The 15,842-nt window shown below is 65.6% G+C and carries 17 protein-coding genes; 5 read left to right on the top strand and 12 right to left on the bottom strand.

Annotated elements, in window-relative coordinates:
* Positions 1–159: 159 nt before the first annotated feature.
* Complete coding sequence (locus tag BKX93_RS08365) at positions 160–1,212, top strand: oxidoreductase (RefSeq protein ID WP_046167404.1); 1,053 nt, start codon at positions 160–162, stop codon at positions 1,210–1,212.
* Between the two features lie 3 nt (positions 1,213–1,215).
* On the opposite strand, the gene BKX93_RS08360 is transcribed toward BKX93_RS08365, so the two are convergent.
* Positions 1,216–1,518 (bottom strand): hypothetical protein, encoded by a 303-nt coding sequence (locus tag BKX93_RS08360; protein ID WP_046157214.1) that lies wholly within the window; start codon positions 1,516–1,518, stop codon positions 1,216–1,218.
* Between the two features lie 220 nt (positions 1,519–1,738).
* On the opposite strand from BKX93_RS08360, the gene BKX93_RS08355 reads away from it, so the two are divergent.
* Positions 1,739–2,479, top strand: coding sequence for an acetoacetate decarboxylase (locus tag BKX93_RS08355; protein WP_070979494.1), 741 nt, complete (start codon positions 1,739–1,741; stop codon positions 2,477–2,479).
* Positions 2,480–2,547: 68 nt separating this feature from the next.
* Here the strand turns inward: BKX93_RS08355 and BKX93_RS08350 are convergent, their stop codons facing one another.
* Positions 2,548–4,458 carry a S53 family peptidase gene (locus BKX93_RS08350; protein WP_083340479.1) on the bottom strand — a complete coding sequence of 637 codons (1,911 nt, stop codon included), beginning with the start codon at positions 4,456–4,458 and terminating at the stop codon, positions 2,548–2,550.
* A gap of 464 nt (positions 4,459–4,922) precedes the next feature.
* Here BKX93_RS08350 and moaA point away from each other — a divergent pair, with 464 nt between their 5' ends.
* Positions 4,923–5,897: a GTP 3',8-cyclase MoaA gene (moaA, locus tag BKX93_RS08345; RefSeq protein ID WP_046167405.1), complete on the top strand. Its 975-nt coding sequence runs from the start codon at positions 4,923–4,925 to the stop codon at positions 5,895–5,897.
* A gap of 15 nt (positions 5,898–5,912) precedes the next feature.
* Here moaA and BKX93_RS08340 read toward each other — a convergent pair whose 3' ends face one another.
* The 10 genes from BKX93_RS08340 to queC form a co-directional block, all read right to left on the bottom strand.
* Positions 5,913–6,437, bottom strand: coding sequence for a hypothetical protein (locus tag BKX93_RS08340; RefSeq protein ID WP_046157223.1), 525 nt, complete (start codon positions 6,435–6,437; stop codon positions 5,913–5,915).
* A gap of 9 nt (positions 6,438–6,446) precedes the next feature.
* Entirely contained in the window at positions 6,447–7,295 is an 849-nt protein-coding gene (gene serB, locus BKX93_RS08335; RefSeq protein ID WP_046157211.1) for a phosphoserine phosphatase SerB, read from the bottom strand.
* A 78-nt stretch (positions 7,296–7,373) separates the two neighbouring features.
* Positions 7,374–7,847, bottom strand: coding sequence for a DoxX family protein (locus BKX93_RS08330; RefSeq protein WP_046157210.1), 474 nt, complete (start codon positions 7,845–7,847; stop codon positions 7,374–7,376).
* Positions 7,844–8,605, bottom strand: coding sequence for an HvfC/BufC N-terminal domain-containing protein (locus BKX93_RS08325; protein WP_070979493.1), 762 nt, complete (start codon positions 8,603–8,605; stop codon positions 7,844–7,846). The genes BKX93_RS08330 and BKX93_RS08325 overlap by 4 nt, the downstream gene beginning before the upstream one ends.
* Entirely contained in the window at positions 8,592–9,422 is an 831-nt protein-coding gene (gene bufB / locus BKX93_RS08320; RefSeq protein ID WP_070979491.1) for an MNIO family bufferin maturase, read from the bottom strand. Before bufB ends, BKX93_RS08325 begins: the two co-directional genes overlap by 14 nt.
* A gap of 50 nt (positions 9,423–9,472) precedes the next feature.
* A complete protein-coding gene (locus BKX93_RS08315; RefSeq protein WP_046157208.1) occupies positions 9,473–9,724 on the bottom strand; it encodes a BufA1 family periplasmic bufferin-type metallophore in 252 nt (83 codons plus the stop codon).
* Between the two features lie 92 nt (positions 9,725–9,816).
* Positions 9,817–10,068, bottom strand: coding sequence for a BufA1 family periplasmic bufferin-type metallophore (locus BKX93_RS08310; protein ID WP_046157207.1), 252 nt, complete (start codon positions 10,066–10,068; stop codon positions 9,817–9,819).
* 394 nt (positions 10,069–10,462) lie between these two features.
* Positions 10,463–11,098, bottom strand: coding sequence for a 7-carboxy-7-deazaguanine synthase (gene queE, locus BKX93_RS08305; protein ID WP_070979489.1), 636 nt, complete (start codon positions 11,096–11,098; stop codon positions 10,463–10,465).
* A 28-nt stretch (positions 11,099–11,126) separates the two neighbouring features.
* Positions 11,127–12,146, bottom strand: a complete 1,020-nt coding sequence (locus BKX93_RS25945) for a 6-pyruvoyl trahydropterin synthase family protein (protein WP_070979487.1) — start codon at positions 12,144–12,146, stop codon at positions 11,127–11,129.
* A gap of 1 nt (position 12,147) precedes the next feature.
* On the bottom strand, positions 12,148–12,852 hold the full coding sequence (gene queC / locus BKX93_RS08295) for a 7-cyano-7-deazaguanine synthase QueC (protein WP_070979485.1): 705 nt from the start codon (positions 12,850–12,852) through the stop codon (positions 12,148–12,150).
* 269 nt (positions 12,853–13,121) lie between these two features.
* On the opposite strand from queC, the gene BKX93_RS08290 reads away from it, so the two are divergent.
* Both BKX93_RS08290 and BKX93_RS08285 read left to right on the top strand, forming a co-directional pair.
* Positions 13,122–14,216: a M35 family metalloendopeptidase gene (locus tag BKX93_RS08290; RefSeq protein WP_046157203.1), complete on the top strand. Its 1,095-nt coding sequence runs from the start codon at positions 13,122–13,124 to the stop codon at positions 14,214–14,216.
* 231 nt (positions 14,217–14,447) lie between these two features.
* Positions 14,448–15,614, top strand: coding sequence for a SpoIIE family protein phosphatase (locus BKX93_RS08285; protein ID WP_046157202.1), 1,167 nt, complete (start codon positions 14,448–14,450; stop codon positions 15,612–15,614).
* Positions 15,615–15,842 lie beyond the last annotated feature (228 nt).

Below are 15,842 nucleotides of genomic sequence, written 5' to 3'. Positions count from 1 at the left end.
CGGTGAAACGCCGCCCTCCATCAGCCCCGACCGGTCCCCGGCGGGGCTTTGGCCTTTCTGGATGCAGTTTTTCAAACCATTCTTGAGCGCGACCCTGCCGTTGGCGTGGTTTGGCATTCGGCAGCCGCGACGTATCATGTGGGCTCCGGAGGATTCAAGATGACAAGACGACTGAGAGCGGGGTTGTTGGGCTACGGCTATGCCGGCGCGACCTTCCATGCCCCTTTATTGGCTGAGACTGAAGGCGTGGAGCTGATCGCGGTGGCGTCGAGCAGGCCGGAGCAAGTTCTGCGGGCTTGGCCGCAGGCGCGGGTCTTGCCTGATGCCGAGGCCTTGCTCGCTGAGGACGACATTGATCTGGCGGTGATCGCCACGCCGAACGACAGCCATTTCCCCTTAGCCTTGGCCGCGTTGAGAGCCGGCAAGCACGTGGTGGTCGACAAGCCCTTCACTCTGGATGCCGCGCAGGCCAGATTGCTGATGGAAGAGGCTGAGCGGGCTGGCCGGCTGCTGTCGGTATTTCATAACCGGCGCTGGGATGCGGATTTCTTGGCGGTGCGCCAGCTGTTGGATGAGGGCGCTTTAGGGCGGGTCGTCCATTTCGAGTCGCATTTCGATCGCTACCGTCCGCAGGTGCGCCAGCGTTGGCGCGAGTCGTCCGGGCCGGGGGCCGGGCTGTGGTTCGACCTGGGGCCGCATTTGCTGGACCAGGCCTTGCAACTGTTCGGCTTGCCGCAGGCACTGAGCCTGGAAATAGCGGGGCTGCGCGACGGGGCCGCCAGCGATGACTGGTTTCATGCGATGCTGCGCTACCCGGACAAGCGGGTGATTCTGCATGGCAGCGCGCTGGTCGCCGATGCGGGGCCGCGCTTCATACTCCACGGCACACTGGGCAGCTTCAGCAAATACGGGCTGGATCCACAGGAGGATGCGCTGAAGGCCGGCGAGCGTCCGGGCGGGGAAGGCTGGGGCGTGGATATGAAACCGGGTCGGCTGGTAAGCGGGGAGGAGGAGGCCGTGTTTTGCGGGCCGGCAGGCGATTATCTCCGCTACTACGCGGGGGTGCGCGACGCCATCCTGCACGGCAAGGCGAACCCGGTGCCGGCGGAGGAGGCTTGGCGCGTGATGGCTTTGCTGGAGCTGGGCAAGCGCAGCGCGATGCTGCAATGCTGGCAGCCGGTGCCGGACAATCTGCGAGAGCCGGCTGCCTGAGTTTCAACCCTTCTTTTTCTTGCCGCCGGCAGCCTCTTCGGCCTGGGCGGCGGCTTTCTGCTCCGGCGCGATTTCAGTCAGCAGCTGTTCCAGCAATTTGCTGCGAGAGCTGATGTGGTGGTCGAAGCGCCAATCTTTGAGCAGGTCGATCGCGACATCGAAATAGCGCATGTCGATGTCGTACAGCTGGCTGAGGTCATAGGAACGGCCCATCTCCAGCGCCGCCGCCAGCTCTTTCAATACCTGCATTTGCTGCGGATCGTGTCCTTCCTCGATGAAGCGGCGGATTTTCTTGGCTGCATTCATAAACAGGTCCTTGCCTGGGGTGAGGCGATGTCAAGATGGGAAAATGCGTATGCAATGATGGTGGCAGAGGCGGCGGCGCGTCAATCTCGTCTTGCTTGGAACGGCGTCCCAATGGGTTGGGGCATCGACTGGCCTTACTGGCAGTGGTTTATGTTGCAGTGCGATATTTGCGACATATTGCGGATGGTTTGCATGCAATCCTTTTTGAAGGGAGTTCGCCATGAAGCAGCAGGAAGTCCGGCAGCGCGCGTTCGCCATGCCTTTGACCAGCCCGGCTTTCCCGCCTGGACCCTATCGTTTCGTCAATCGCGAGTACATGATCATCACCTATCGCACCGACCCGGCGGCGATCGAGGCGATTTTGCCGGAACCGCTGCAGATGGCGGAGCCGGTGGTTCGTTATGAGTTCATCCGCATGCCGGACTCGACTGGCTTTGGCGATTATTCGGAAAGCGGTCAGGTGATCCCGGTGACGTTCCGCGGCGAGCGCGGCAGCTATACCCTGGCGATGTTTCTGGACGACCAGCCGCCGCTGGCGGGAGGGCGCGAGCTGTGGGGGTTTCCGAAGAAGGCCGGCAAGCCCCGGCTGGAGGTGCATCAGGATACCTTGGTGGGCAGCCTGGATTTCGGTCCGGTCCGCGTCGCCACTGGCACCATGGGCTACAAGCACGAGACGCTGGATCAGTCTTCGCTGCAGGCCGGCCTGGCCGAGCCGAACTTCTTGTTGAAGATCATCCCGCACGTGGATGGCACGCCTCGGATCTGCGAGCTGGTGCGGTATCACACCACCAATGTCGTGATCAAGGGCGCGTGGAGTTCGCCGGGGGCGCTGGAGCTGCACCCGCACGCATTGGCGCCGGTTTCGGCGCTGCCGGTGCTGGAGGTCTTGTCGGCGCGGCATTTCATTTGCGATCTGACGCTGGATCTGGGGACGGTAGTGTTCGATTATCTGCAGCAATGACGGCATTTCGTCCGCCAGCATCAAAAAACGGCCCCGAAGGGGGCCGTTTTTCATCCACGCGTAGCGCTTCAGAACCAGAAGTAGCGCTGCAGCGCCGCGTCCAGGTTGGCGACGTCCGGCACGCCGACGCCGGTGGCCTGGTCGTAGCCGCGATGGGCGTTGTAGCCCCAGTTGTTGCCGGCGGTGATGTCGCGCAGCGGCGCGCCATGGCGGCTGGAGCCGTGGTAGGCGTGGCCGGTGGCCACCAGGCCATACAGCGAGAAGTTCAGCAGGCCCAGGCGTCCGCCCAGCGACTGGTTCAGCAGCGCGGCGATGCCGGCAAGCTGCGGCGCGACGAAGCTGGTGCCGCCGTTGTTGGTCTGGATCGAGAAGCCGGTCTTGCTGGAGGTGTAGTACACCACGTAGCCGGTTTCCGGGTCGCCGTTCATCGAGATGTCCGGCACGTTGCGGCCCTTGAAGTCGGCGGGCAGAGTGGCGACGACCTGGGGCGGATTCTGGCTGCTGTCCACCAGTTGCTGGCCGGCCGGGCTGTTCTGCATGCCGGGCAGCCAGTTCTGGTAGAACGGGCGGGCGATGAAGCTGCTGACGCCGCCGCCGTCGCCGACGGGGAAGATGCCGCAAGCCACCGGGTCTTTGCCCAGCGCCTTGCACAGGCCGCCCAGATAGTCCCAGCCCCAGGCGCGCTCGGTCGGAATCTTGACCTTCATTTCCTTGCCGTTGGGATGGAAGGTCAGCGTGGTCGGCACGGTAGTGGCGCCGGCTGCGGTGATGAACTGCTGGTTGGCGGGGCTATCCACCGACAGCACCTTGTTGTACTGCGGCAGCGGCGCGGCGCGGTTCACGTCGTAGGCGCCGGAGTCGCCGGAGGCGGCGAACATGGTCTGGCCTTGCAGCGCGGCCTGCAGGAACAGGTCGTGGTAAGTCTGCAGCACGTTGGCGCTCTTGCCGCCCACCGGATTGACCGCCTGGGCCTGCTGGTCGAACCATTCCCACTCGCCCCAGCTGACCGACAGCGTGTCGGCGGCGTTGGATTCGATCGCCTTGGCGAAGGCATCGACGAAGCCCTGGGTGGTGTTGGGCGCCTGGTAGACGATGATCTTGGCGTCCGGGGCGATGCCGCCGGATTGTTCGACGTCCAGCGTGGTTTCGCTGGAGCCGCCATCGTCGCTCGGCGCGCCGGGGCCGCCGTCGATGTCGACCACGGTGAGGCGGTTCGGATCGGTGTTCAGGCCGATCGAGCTCCAGTACTGGAAGGCGTCGGACGGCGTGAAGCTTGCCAGGGTGACGATGCCGATGGTGGCGCCCTTGCCGTGGATGCCCTTGTTGTAGAGCGGCGTGATGTTGTAGTGGCGCGCCAGGTCGGTGACGGTCCATTTGCCCGGCGCATTGCCGGTGGTCACGGCGCTGGCGCTCTTGTCCATGGATGCCTGCAGGTGGTTCGGCAACTGGCGCAGGTGCGGGCGGAAGTGCGGACGGCTGTCCAGGCCGATCACGGCCTGCACGTCGCTCAGGTCGACGCCGGGCGTCGAGGCGCGCACCGGGGCGGTGTAGCGGGCGGCGGCGCCCTGGACGACGGCCTTGTTCTGGAACACGTGCACCTCGGCGCCGAAGGCCTTTTGCACGGTGGCGGCCGGTCCGCTGACTTGCAGCAGGGTGCTGCCGACGCGCTTCACGCTCAGGCCGGCGGCTTGCAGGCGGGCGCTGACTTTGGCCACGCTGGCTTCGGACGGCGCGTAGCGGGCGCGGAATTCGGACGGGGTCAGGAACTGGTGGTAATTGGGGCTGGAAGGCGTGTGCACTTCCTGCAGATAGCGGGCGGCGGCATCACGGTCGCGCAGGCTCAGCGCGATGGTCACGGTCAGTTTTTGCGCCGGGGTGGCCTGCTCCACCTTGCCCAGATCTTGCGGGGCGGCGGCCATCGCGCCGGAGGCGGCGACGGCGGCCAGGGCGGCTGCCAGCATTTTCATTTTGAACGCCATGTTGTTTGCTCCTTGTGTAGATGCCGGGCCGCGTTTCTGTGGTGCGGCTCCGGTCCGGATGAGGTTTCCGGATATCCAATCGGAATAATTGGAGAGGCCAGTATAGGGAGCGGCTTCTGTGACGAGTTAAGCGTTTTTGTAACATTCTGTGTGGCCATTCCACCGATTTGTCATGCGGAGCCGGGCGGGAGAGGTCTGCAATAGCTAGCATTTGCAACTGAATTGGCCACGGCGGGGAGACGGAGCAGCGGGGGGCGGGACGACAGGGCCCATGCCTGCTGGAGCCAGCGACGCGCGCTTTGATTTTGATGGCTATCGATCAGCTTGTCCGCGCATGGTGAAGTACAATGGAAGAATAGTCTCGGACGATCCTGTTCCGTGGCTGGCGGCGGTGGCGAGACGATGTCAGATTGTCCGTGTAGTGCCGACTAAATGAGACACAAAGGAAGCGCTGCGGAGGATGCATGCTGATTGATCGTTTTGGCCGGGCCATCGAGTACCTGCGGCTGTCCGTCACCGACCGCTGCGACCTGCGCTGCAATTATTGCCTGCCCAAGGGCTTCAAGCATTTCGAGGAGCCGGACAACTGGCTGACCTTCGACGAGATCGAGCGGGTGGTGGCGGTGTTCGCCCGGCTAGGCACCCGCCGCGTGCGCTTGACCGGCGGCGAGCCGCTGCTGCGGCGCAATCTGCCGCAGCTGGCCGCGCGGCTGTCGGCCTTGCCCGGCCTGGAAGACTTGTCGCTGACCACCAACGGCACCCAATTGAGCCGCCACGCGGCGGCGCTCCGTGCCGCGGGCGTGCGGCGCATCAACCTGAGCCTGGATTCGCTGCGGCGCGACTGCGTGGCGGAGATCACCGGCAGCGACAGCCTGCCCAAGGTGCTGGAAGGCCTGATGGCGGCCAAGGAGGCGGGTTTCGCGCCGATCAAGATCAATATGGTGGCGATGCAAGGCGTCAATGAGCAGGACATCGAGGCGATGACCGCTTTCTGCATCGAGCACGGCTTCATCCTGCGCCTGATCGAGGCGATGCCGATGGGCGACACCGGCCGTTCCGCGCATTACCTGGATCTGCAGCCGGTGATGCGCCGCCTGTGCCAGGAGTTCGATCTGGTCGAGCAGGCCAAGAGCCTGGGCGGAGGGCCCGCCCGTTACTGGAGCAGCCGCGACGGCAGCTTCTCGCTGGGGATGATCACCCCGATCTCGCAGCACTTCTGCGCCACCTGCAACCGGGTGCGGCTGTCGGTGGACGGCACGCTGTACATGTGCCTGGGGCAGGAGGAAAAAATGGAGCTGCGCCCATTGCTGCGCGCCGGCATCGACGACGCCGGCCTGGAGGCGGCGCTGCGCGAGGCGATAGAGCTGAAGCCGGAGCGGCATGAATTCCGCGAGCAGCCGCAGAAGCTGGTCCGCTTCATGTCGATGACCGGCGGCTGAGGCCTCGAACCGGCTTCAACGCTCCAATATCGCCCGGCGGTGGCGCCGGAACACCCATTTCTCCCACATCAAATGCGTGTCCAGATCGAAGCTGCCGTGGATGTCCGCGCTAAGCAGGCGAAGCGTGCCGCCGTGCGGACGGGATTCCAGCACCCGGCCGTGCAGGCACAGGCTGAGCGCAGAGTCCGGGTTGGGATACAGCGACAGCAGCAGCGGCTGGCCCGGCGTCCATGGCTGGGTGTCCAGCCAGGCCACCGCGTTCAGCCCCAGGCGGCACGGCGTGCAGGACGGCCGGTCCGGGTGGCGTTCCAGCAACGAGACTTCCAGCGCCAGGTCCAGCTTGGCCTCCAGCCGCATCAGCACCGGATTGGTGTCGTCCGGCGTTTCGCCGGGCGCGGCCAGCACCCGCAACGCCAGCCGGGTTTCGCGCTGCAGCCGGGGCGGGTAGTCGCCCTCCAGCGGCTGCGCCAGAAAGGGCAGATCGGCGTCGAAGCTGACGGTGTCCAGCTCCAGCAATTCGAACGTTTGCTTGTCAGCCATCATCGTTGTTCAATGAAACAGCCGTAGGATGGCGTCCAGGCCGCCATGCTCGATGGCGATGTCGGCTTCGGCGCTGACGCGGGGCTTGGCATGGTAGGCGACGCCGGTTCCGGCCTCGCGCAGCATGGGCAGGTCGTTGGCGCCGTCGCCGACCGCGATCACCTGTTCGGGCCGCAGGCCCATCGCGTCGCGGGTGGCGATCAGCAGCCGCTTTTTCGCTTCGGCGTCGACGATGTCGCCCTGCACCCGGCCGGTGAGTTTGCCGTCGACGATTTCCAGCTGGTTGGCGTAGGCGTGGTCCAGGCTGTAATCGGCCTTGAGCCGGTCGGTGAAGTAGGTGAAGCCGCCGGAGACCAGCAGTGTCTTGATGCCGAGGCGCTGGCAGGCGGCCAGCAGATGTTCGGCGCCCGGATTCAGCTTAAGCCTCTCCTCATACACCTGGCGCAACGCCGCTTCCGGCAAGCCTTCCAGCAGCGCCACCCGTTCCCGCAGGGCTGCCGAGAAATCCAGCTCGCCGCGCATCGCGCGCTCGGTGATCTCCGCCACCTGGGGCTTGATGCCCTTGATGTCGGCGATCTCGTCTATGCACTCGATGTTGATCAGCGTGGAATCCATATCGGAAACCAGCAGGCGGAAATCGGCGAAGGCCTGGCCGTTGTCGATATAGGCGGCGTCGTAGCCGTGGGAGCGGCAGCGCTCCAGCACTGAGGGGCTTTGGTCCGGATTGGCGCCGCGCATCCGCACCACATCGATGTGTGGATGGTCCAGCTGCGGCGCTTCGGCCAGGCGGGCGATGTCGGAGAGATGCCGCGGGTCCGGCTGCGGGGCGAGTACGACCAGGGTTTTCTGAGTGCTCATTGTGCGATCGGGCGTCAAGACGATTGCTTTCATTATGCCACGTCTTGCGCCCGCCGCCGTCCTGCGCGCGGTTCCCGCTCAGTTGAGGCTGGCGGGGCAGCGGCCCGCGCACCAGCGCTTGAGCAGCGTGTCCAGCGACAGCAGCCCGGGGCCGAAGGACAGCAGCACCAGCAGCTGGGCGCCCCAGAAGTAGTGGAACTGGCGGGTGACGTCGTTCAAGCCGGGGTAGCTGATCACCGCCACCGCGTTGAGGATGAACAGGCCGGCGGCGGCGAAGCGCCCGCCCAGGCCCAGCGCCAGCAGCGCGGACAAGCCCAGCTCGCCGCAGGTTGCCATCACGGCGGCCACGGCGGGCGGCAGCAGCGGCACGTGATATTCGTCGGTGAACAGCGCCAGCGTGATGTCCCAGTCGTCTATCTTGGTCAGGCCGGAACGGAAGAAGACATCCAACAGCCACAGCCTGAGCAGCAGCAAGATCAGCGGCTGCAGTCGATCGGCGCTGCGGATCAGCAGCTGGTAGGCGGAGACCGCCGGTTTGGCGAGGGTATTCATTCGGTTTCACCTTGTCGGATATGGATGGAGGCCAGCAACGGCGGCTGGAACAAGCCGAGCAGCGCCGGCTGCAGGTCAAAATCGGCGTCGAACGCCTGGGCCGCTTCGATGGCTTCGGCCAGCGGGGCGCTGAACAGCGCCGCGTAGAAGGCGTGGCGGGCATCGTCCAGCGCCAGGGCTTTTACCTCGCCGCGGTCGCGGTAGATCAGCGCGTTTTCCGGCGGCAGCGCCAGCAGGCCGTCCAGCGGACCCTGTTCGCGGTGGGCGCGCCAAATGCTGAGCGCCGGGCTGCCGGCCCGGCACAGCGCGACGTCGGGCAGCGGCGCGAAGGCCAGCGCTTCCCATTGCTCCGGCGCGATGGCCGCCAGCGCGGAGGTGTCCAGCGGCTGGGCGTCTTCAGCGTAATAGCTGCGGTGGACCGCCCACTCCAGCCGCGCGACGTCGGCGAGGTAGGGCAGGTCGCGGCAATGCTCGAAGCCGGCGATGAAGTCGGCGAAGCTTGCGCCGTAGCGGTGCAGATTGCCGCTGTCCGAGGCGTGGCTCTTCACGTATTCGCGCGCCAGCGCGGTGAAGAAATCCTCGCCCACCAGCTCGCGGCAGACCGGATGGCTGTGTGCCAGCGCGTCGATCAGGCCGATGCGGTAGTTGTTGCGGTAGACCGCCAGCCCAGCGGGATTCAGATCCAGCGCGGCGGCGGATGCCTGCGCCGGATCGGCTATCGCTTCCAGCAGCGCGTGTTGCCAGTCATGCCAGTCCATCGCGGCCCTCCAGTATCGCCTGCGCCTTGGCGGCTTCGGCTTGCAGCGTGGCCAGCGGCGGGATGTCGAGATCCCACTCGATCAGCGTCGGACGCGGGCCGATGCGGCGGATCACTTCGCGGTAGAAGCGCCAGACTTCGTCATGCACCGCCTGGCTGTGGGTGTCCACCAGCATGCCCTCGCGCTCGCTGTAGCCGGCCAGGTGGATCTCGCCGATCGCGTCCAAAGGCAGGGCGGCCAGCACGGCGCCGGTGTCGGTGCCCAGGTTGACACGGTTGACGTACAGGTTGTTGATGTCCAGCAAAATGCCGCAGCCGGTGATGCGGACCAGTTCGGCCAGGAACTCGCCTTCGTTCATCTGGTTGCCGGGGAACTCGACGTAGCTGGACAGGTTCTCCAGCAGGATGGGACGGCCCAGCGCGTCCTGGGTCTCGGACACGTGGCCGGCCACCGCGTCCAGCGCCGCGCGGGTATACGGCATCGGCAACAGGTCGTTGACGTAGCGGTGCGGTGAGTGGTTGAACGACAGGTGCTCGGACACCGAAGCCGGACAGGCCTCGTCCACCAGCCGCCTAAGCGACGCCAGGTGGCCGCGGTCAGGGCGCGCGGCCGAGCCCAGGCCCAGGCCGACGCCGTGCAGCGACAGCGGCCAGCATTCGGCCACGCGGCGCAGCATGGCCAGCGGGGTGCCGCCGTCGAAGAAATTCTCGCTGTGCACTTCCACCCAGCCCAGCTCGGGTTGAAGCGCCAGGGCTTCGCGGTAGTGCGGCGCGCGCAGGCCGATGCCGCAAACGCCGGGAAGAGTGGTGAGGGACATGCTGGTGTTCCGGAAAAGGCGGCCCGCCGATGAGCGGGCCGCATGGGGGATTACTTGGTGCCGGGCTTGCCGCCCATTTTCTCGCAGCTGCCCTTGGCTACGTATTTCCAGTCAGCGGGGTCCTTGTCCACTTTGGCCTGGCCGGCGCAGGAGTGGGTGCCGGACGCGCAGTCGTTCTTGCCTGCCTGGGCGATGCCGTAGCATTTTTCTTTTTCCGCGGCGGCGGCCGGGGCGGCGCTCAGCGCGCCCATGGCGATGACGGCGCCCAGGGCGGATGCGATCAGTGCTTTGTTCTGCTTCATATGTGACTCCTTGCTTGAGTGTGCGCCGGACGGCTTCTGCCGTCCGGCCGGGGTATGGTAATCAAAGCGGCTGGAATTGCCAGCCGGATAAATCACATCGGTTTGGTTTGACCGCCCATCTTCTGGCAAGTGCCGGCGGGCACCAGCTTGAAGTCGGCAGGGTCGTTGTCCATCTTGGACTGGCCGGCGCAAGCGTGGGCATCGGTCTTGCAATCGTTCTGGCCGGCTTTGGCGACGCCGAAGCACTGGTCTTTGTCTGCGGCGGCGGCGGGGGCGCTGGCCAGCACGCCGAGGGCGATCACCGCGCCGAGCGCGGAGGCGATCAGAGTCTTGTTGCTGTTCATGGTTTCTCTCCTGGGTAGTGCGATTGTTGTCGATGGCGACGGATGCCTGGGTCCTGGTGGCGTATGGGCATCGCCGCACAATCATTGAGTCGCGATGCCTTTTCGTTTCTTACGCGAATGTTCAAAAAATTTTCGCGGAGCAGGATCGCCGCGCCGGAGGGCCGTCGTCCTCCACCCGGCGCGGATGTTTTCGTCGTTATAGTGCGGGTTTCCCGGATGGCATAGAACGGCGGCGCGGAATGGCCGATGAGCGGAGCCGCGGCAGGCGCATTTTCCCGACGGGAAGCGTTTGAGAGGAGGAGAGCTGGCGGCGCGGAAACGAAGATGCCCGGACATGCCGGGCATCGGGCTCATGCCCTTGATCAATGGCATGCGAGACAGGATGGGGGCGCGCTCAGCGGATATTCACCACCTTGTGGGTCTGCACCGACAGCCGCCATTGCGGATGCGCCATGCAGTAGGCGATGGCGGCACGGGTGTTGGCGGTCAGGTCCGGGCCGTCCATCGGCTGCAGATAGAAGGCGCCGAAGTCCAGATGGGCGACGGTTTCCGGCATCTGGGTCGCCTGCGGATAAACCAGCTTCAGTTCGTCGCCGGCGCGCTGCTTCAGCTCGGAACCTGCCTTGGGGCTGACGCAGATCCAATCCAGCCCGGCCGGCGCGGCGACGGTGCCGTTGGTTTCGACGGCGATCTCGAAGCCCTCGGCGTGCAGCGCGTCCACCAGTTCCGCGTCCAGCTGCAGCAGCGGCTCGCCGCCGGTGCAGACCACATAGGGCGCGCCGCCGGCGTCCTGCGGCCATTCGGCGGCGATGCGGGCGGCCAGCGCCGCCGCGCCGTCGAACTTGCCGCCATCCGGGCCGGCGCCGACGAAGTCGGTGTCGCAGAACTGGCAGACGGCCTTGGCGCGGTCTTCCTCGCGGCCCGACCACAGATTGCAGCCGGCGAAGCGGCAGAATACCGCCGCGCGGCCGGCCTGGCGGCCTTCGCCTTGCAGCGTGTAGAAGATTTCCTTGACGGTATAGGTAGTCACGACATTCTCTCGCAATCGATGGCGGCGGTCACAGCAAGGGCCAGCGCATGTCCTGGCGGAAATGCAGCGACACGCCGGCGTCGTCGCTTTCCATCAGGTCTATCCGGGACAGCTCCGGCACCAGCGGCGCCAGCTGGGCGTGGATCCATTCCGCCACCGCGGCGTTGTCGGCGCGGCGAAGGCCGGCCAGCTTGTCCAGCGGGTTGTGGTCGAGCTGGCGGTAAATGGGCTTGAAGCGGTCCTTGACGTCGCCGAAGTCCAGCAGCCAGCCCATGGCGCGGTCGATGCCGCCGGACAGCATCAGCCGGACCAGATAGCTGTGGCCGGTGTAATGGCCGTCGGCGTCGAAGGGCATCGCGCTTTCGAAGCGCTGCTCCTTCCAGATGCGGAACGTTTTGCCGTCGAACTGGCTGCCGGCGCTGTGCGTCTCGCGCACCTCCACCCAGGCGAGGCCGGGCACGGCGTCGCGCAGCTGTTGGTGCAGCCATTGGGCCAGCACCTCGCTGGTCGGGTTGTCCAGTCCGGGAATATCGTTCAGGTAGCGATGGTTGAGCCGGCCGTGGAGCGTGGCCCAGGCGCGCGCCAGATCATGCTGGCCGCTCAAGGCGGCGTCGGCGACGATGCGCACGCCGAAGCCGTGGCCATGCAGCCGCCCGCATTTATGGCCAGGCGGCACGTGGGGCAGATAATGGGCGGCCTCGAAGGATGAGTTGATCCAGCTGAGCGCGCGCGCGTCGTCCAGCATCACGCCGCGGTCCGGCGCGCCGCGCAGCTGGATGGCTGCGGGGTGGGGCAGGGTGTCGGCGATGTGGCGCGCCAGCGAAAGATCGTCGCTGGCGGCGAGCGCGGCGTTCAGATCCGTGTAGTCCAGCGGCGCCACGGCGGCCTGGACGGCTGCCTGCAGCGCGTCCTGGCTGGTGTTTTGGGCATCGCTGCGCACGCTCAGGCGGAAGCTGTGGCCATGCGGCCGCGCGGCTTGGCCGTGGTCGGCCGGCAGCCGCCGCGCCGCTTCGAAGCCGGCGACGGCAATCAGGTAACTGGCGTGCATTTCAGTGTCCTTGCGCTTCGGCCTGGCAGCGCTCCACCAGCGGATCCGGCATGCCGGCCTCGGCGAAACCGCGGGCGCGCAGTTCGCACGACGCGCAATGGCCGCAGGGCGGCACCTCGCCGTTGTAACAGGTGTGACTCCAGGCCAGGGCTTCCAGCGCGCCCACCTGTTGCGCCAGGGTCACAGTTTCGGCCTTGGACAGGTACATCAGCGGCGTGTGCAGCTCCACCCGGCTGTCCATGCCCAGCCGCAGCGCCACTTCCAGCGCCTTCAGCGTGTTCTCGCGGCAATCGGGATAGCCGGAGTAGTCGGTCTGAGCGACGCCGGTCACCAGGTGGCGCGCGCCGCGGGTATAGGCGAAGGCGGCGGCGAAGGTGAGGAAGACCAGATTGCGTCCGGGGACGAAGGTGTTGGGCAGCGCGTCGTCGTCGCGGACGCCTTCTTCAGGGGCGATGCCGGCATCGGTCAGCGCGTTGCCGCCGATGGCGGCGAAGGTGTCGATGGGCAGCACGGTCTGGCGCACGCAGGCAAGAGCGGCGATCTTGCGCGCGCAATCCAGCTCCACGCGGTGGCGTTGGCCGTAATCGAAGGTGACGGCCTCCACGTTGCCGGCGCCGAAACGGCGCAGCGCCCAGTAGAGACAGGTGGTCGAGTCCTGGCCGCCCGAGAGCACCACCAGGGCTTTTTCATCAGATGCTTGGTTCATATTCCGTCGAAAAACAGTCGAGGGTTTGTGACGGCGCGCCGGGATCGGTCTCACCCGCCGCGCAAACCGCTGATTTTAACCCACTATAGACCTGGCGGGGGAGGTGGATGGTCTGTGGCTGAAATATGACATGTGTGATATGTGCAACGGAAGGATTTTTTCTGATTGCGATCATGACATGTTCATGCAATTAATGATCTGTGCATGATGACTGTGCACTTTATAACTTTTCGTGATGTACAAAGCATCCTGACAATAAAGGGAAAACAATGGACAAGAGATTACCCATTGCGGCAGCGGCCCTGCTGCTCGCCTCATCCGCATTCGCCGGCGACCTGCAAGTCAGCCTGGGCCAGCCGGCAGTCAGCGCCGCCCAGGACGTGGACGTCACCGTCACCTACCGCAACACCGGCAAGGAGACCTTGCACGTTTACCGCTGGTACCTGCCGGGCAAGGAGCTGCAGGAACAGTTCCTGGCGGTGAACGTGAACGGCAAACAGGCTGAATACCTGGGGCCGCGCTACAAGCGCGTGGCACCGTCGCTGCGCGACACGGTTTCTTTGGCGCCTGGCGCGACGCTGAATGCCAAGGTGCGGGTATCGGATTATTACGACCTGTCCAAGGGCGGCCAGCTGAGCGTGCGCTTCGAGAGCAACAGCGGCAAGGTATTGAACCGCAGCCTGCCGGCCGGCGTCAGCGCCAAGTCGTCGGGCGCGGCGCAGCCGCAGGACGAGGCGATCGTTTCCAATGCGGTCAGCGGCTACAGCGGCGGCAAGGCCAGCCCGCTGCTGCAGCGTTCGCAGGCGGCCAAGCTGGAGTGGCAGGCGCTGGCCCGCACCGCGGTCAGCGGCGTGACCTACGCCGGCAACTGCTCGGTCACCCAGCAGAACCAGTCCAGGGACGGCGTCACCGCCGCCAGCGCGATGGCCGACGAGACCAACGCCTATCTGAAAGGCACGCCGTCCGGCACCCAGCGCTACACCACTTGGTTCGGCAAGTACAGCCAGGCCAACTGGAGCACCGCCAAGTCGCATTACGTGAACATCAAGGACGCGCTGGACACCAAGCCGATCAAGCTGGATTGCAGCTGCACCGATGGCGGCACCTATGCCTACGTCTATCCGTCGCAGCCTTACACCATCTATCTGTGCGGCGCCTTCTGGACCGCGCCGACCAAGGGCACCGACTCCAAGGGCGGCACGCTGGTGCATGAGCTGTCCCATTTCACCGTGGTGGCAGGCACCGACGATCACGTCTACGGCCAGGCCGGCGCCAAGAACCTGGCGAAGACCAATCCAGCCCAGGCGCTGAACAACGCGGACAACCACGAATACTTCGCGGAAAACACGCCTAACCAGCCTTGAGCCGGCTCTGCCGGGCAAGTCCGAACCCGCCCGCTTCGGCCGGCGGGTTTTTCATGGCCGTCTTGCATCTTTTCGTCATGATCCGCATGTCCGGCTAATGGGCTGGAATACGGTCGGAACGGGGCTTATTATGGAATGGCCTGGCGGACGGGGCGTTCGGGCCGCGTCCGCCAGGCCGGCCAAAGGCCGGGCTACCGTGTGCATGACCACCTGCAATGGCTTGGGGATGCGATGCCGTCGACGACCATCTTGCTGGTAGAGGATAGCGCCACCAACCGCTACTTCATCGAACAGTTCATCCAGAAGCTCGGCTATCTCTGCGTGTCGGCGAAGAACGGCGTGGAGGCGGTGGCGTACTGCCGGAGCCAGGTGCCGGATCTGGTGCTGATGGACGTCATCATGCCGGAGATGGATGGCTTGCAGGCCACGACCGAGTTGCGCAAGCTGTTCGGCGAGCACTGGGTGCCCATCATCTTCCTCACCAGCCTGAACGAGCTGGAAAGCGTGGTCTCAGGCCTGAAGGCCGGCGGCGACGATTATCTGGCCAAGCCCGTCAGCTTCGACCTGTTGACAGCCAAAATCCATGTTTTCCTGCGCATCGCCGAGATGCAGAACCAGATCAACCAGGATGCGATCCGGCTGGAGAAGTATTACCAGGAAAACGAGTTCGAGCAGCAACTGGCGCTGGAACTGATGGAGCGGCTGATCCGGCTGCGGACTTCCCGTCCGGACCATGTCTGGCAGTACCTGAGCCCCGCCGCAGGCTTCAACGGCGACCTGATCATCATCTGCCAGCCGCCGGGCGGCGGCGAACACATCATGCTGGCCGACTGCACCGGCCATGGTCTGACGGCCGCCATCAGCGCCTTGCCGGCGATCGATTGTTTCCATGAGATGACTGAGGCGGGATGCGAGATGCCGGCCATTGTCCGGGGCGTCAACCAGAAGCTGCACAAATTGCTGCCGAGCGGCCGTTTCGTCGCGGCCGCGCTGATAGCGATAGATTCCGCCGGCCGCCAGGCGCGCGTCTGGAACGGCGGCGTGCCCTGCGTGCTGCTGTTCAACGCGCGAGGAGAGGTCGAGGCGCGCTGCAAGTCCGAGCATCCTCCGCTTGGCGTGCTGCCGGCTGATGCTTTGGATGACAGCATGCAGACGCTGGCCTGGCAGCCGTCCCAGACGCTGGTGGTCAGCTCGGACGGCATCACCGAGGCCAAAAACGGCCAGGGCGCAATGTTCGGCTTGCCCGGCGTCGAGGAGGCGGTCCGCCGCGGCTGGCCGGACCGGATCGGGGATACGGTGCTGGAGGCCGTCAAGGCGCACAGGCAGGGCGGCGCGGCCAGCGACGACGTCTCTTTGCTGGTGATCCGCCACCCGGATGGCGGGCCGTCTTCCCGTTGACGCGCTCGGCGGCTAAGAACCGCTAACAAGGCCTCTGACGCTGCGTTGCGTCGATTGGCCGTACTGCTTGTACGGTCTGCGTCCGCGCGCCTTGCCCCAGGTATGCCACGAAGTTTTGTTAGCGGCTTTGAGTCCAATCGTCTCCGATCAAGCCTTGTCCAATGCCTGGGCCGGGACGCGCCGGCGCGGACGGCGCAAGCCGCAAATCGTAAGGCGCGGGCTGGGGCG

The organism is Chromobacterium vaccinii, from assembly GCF_001855275.1.
Lineage (GTDB): Bacteria > Pseudomonadota > Gammaproteobacteria > Burkholderiales > Chromobacteriaceae > Chromobacterium > Chromobacterium vaccinii.
Note: the sequence above shows the minus strand (reverse complement) of the source record. Positions and strands in the feature narration are given on the sequence as shown.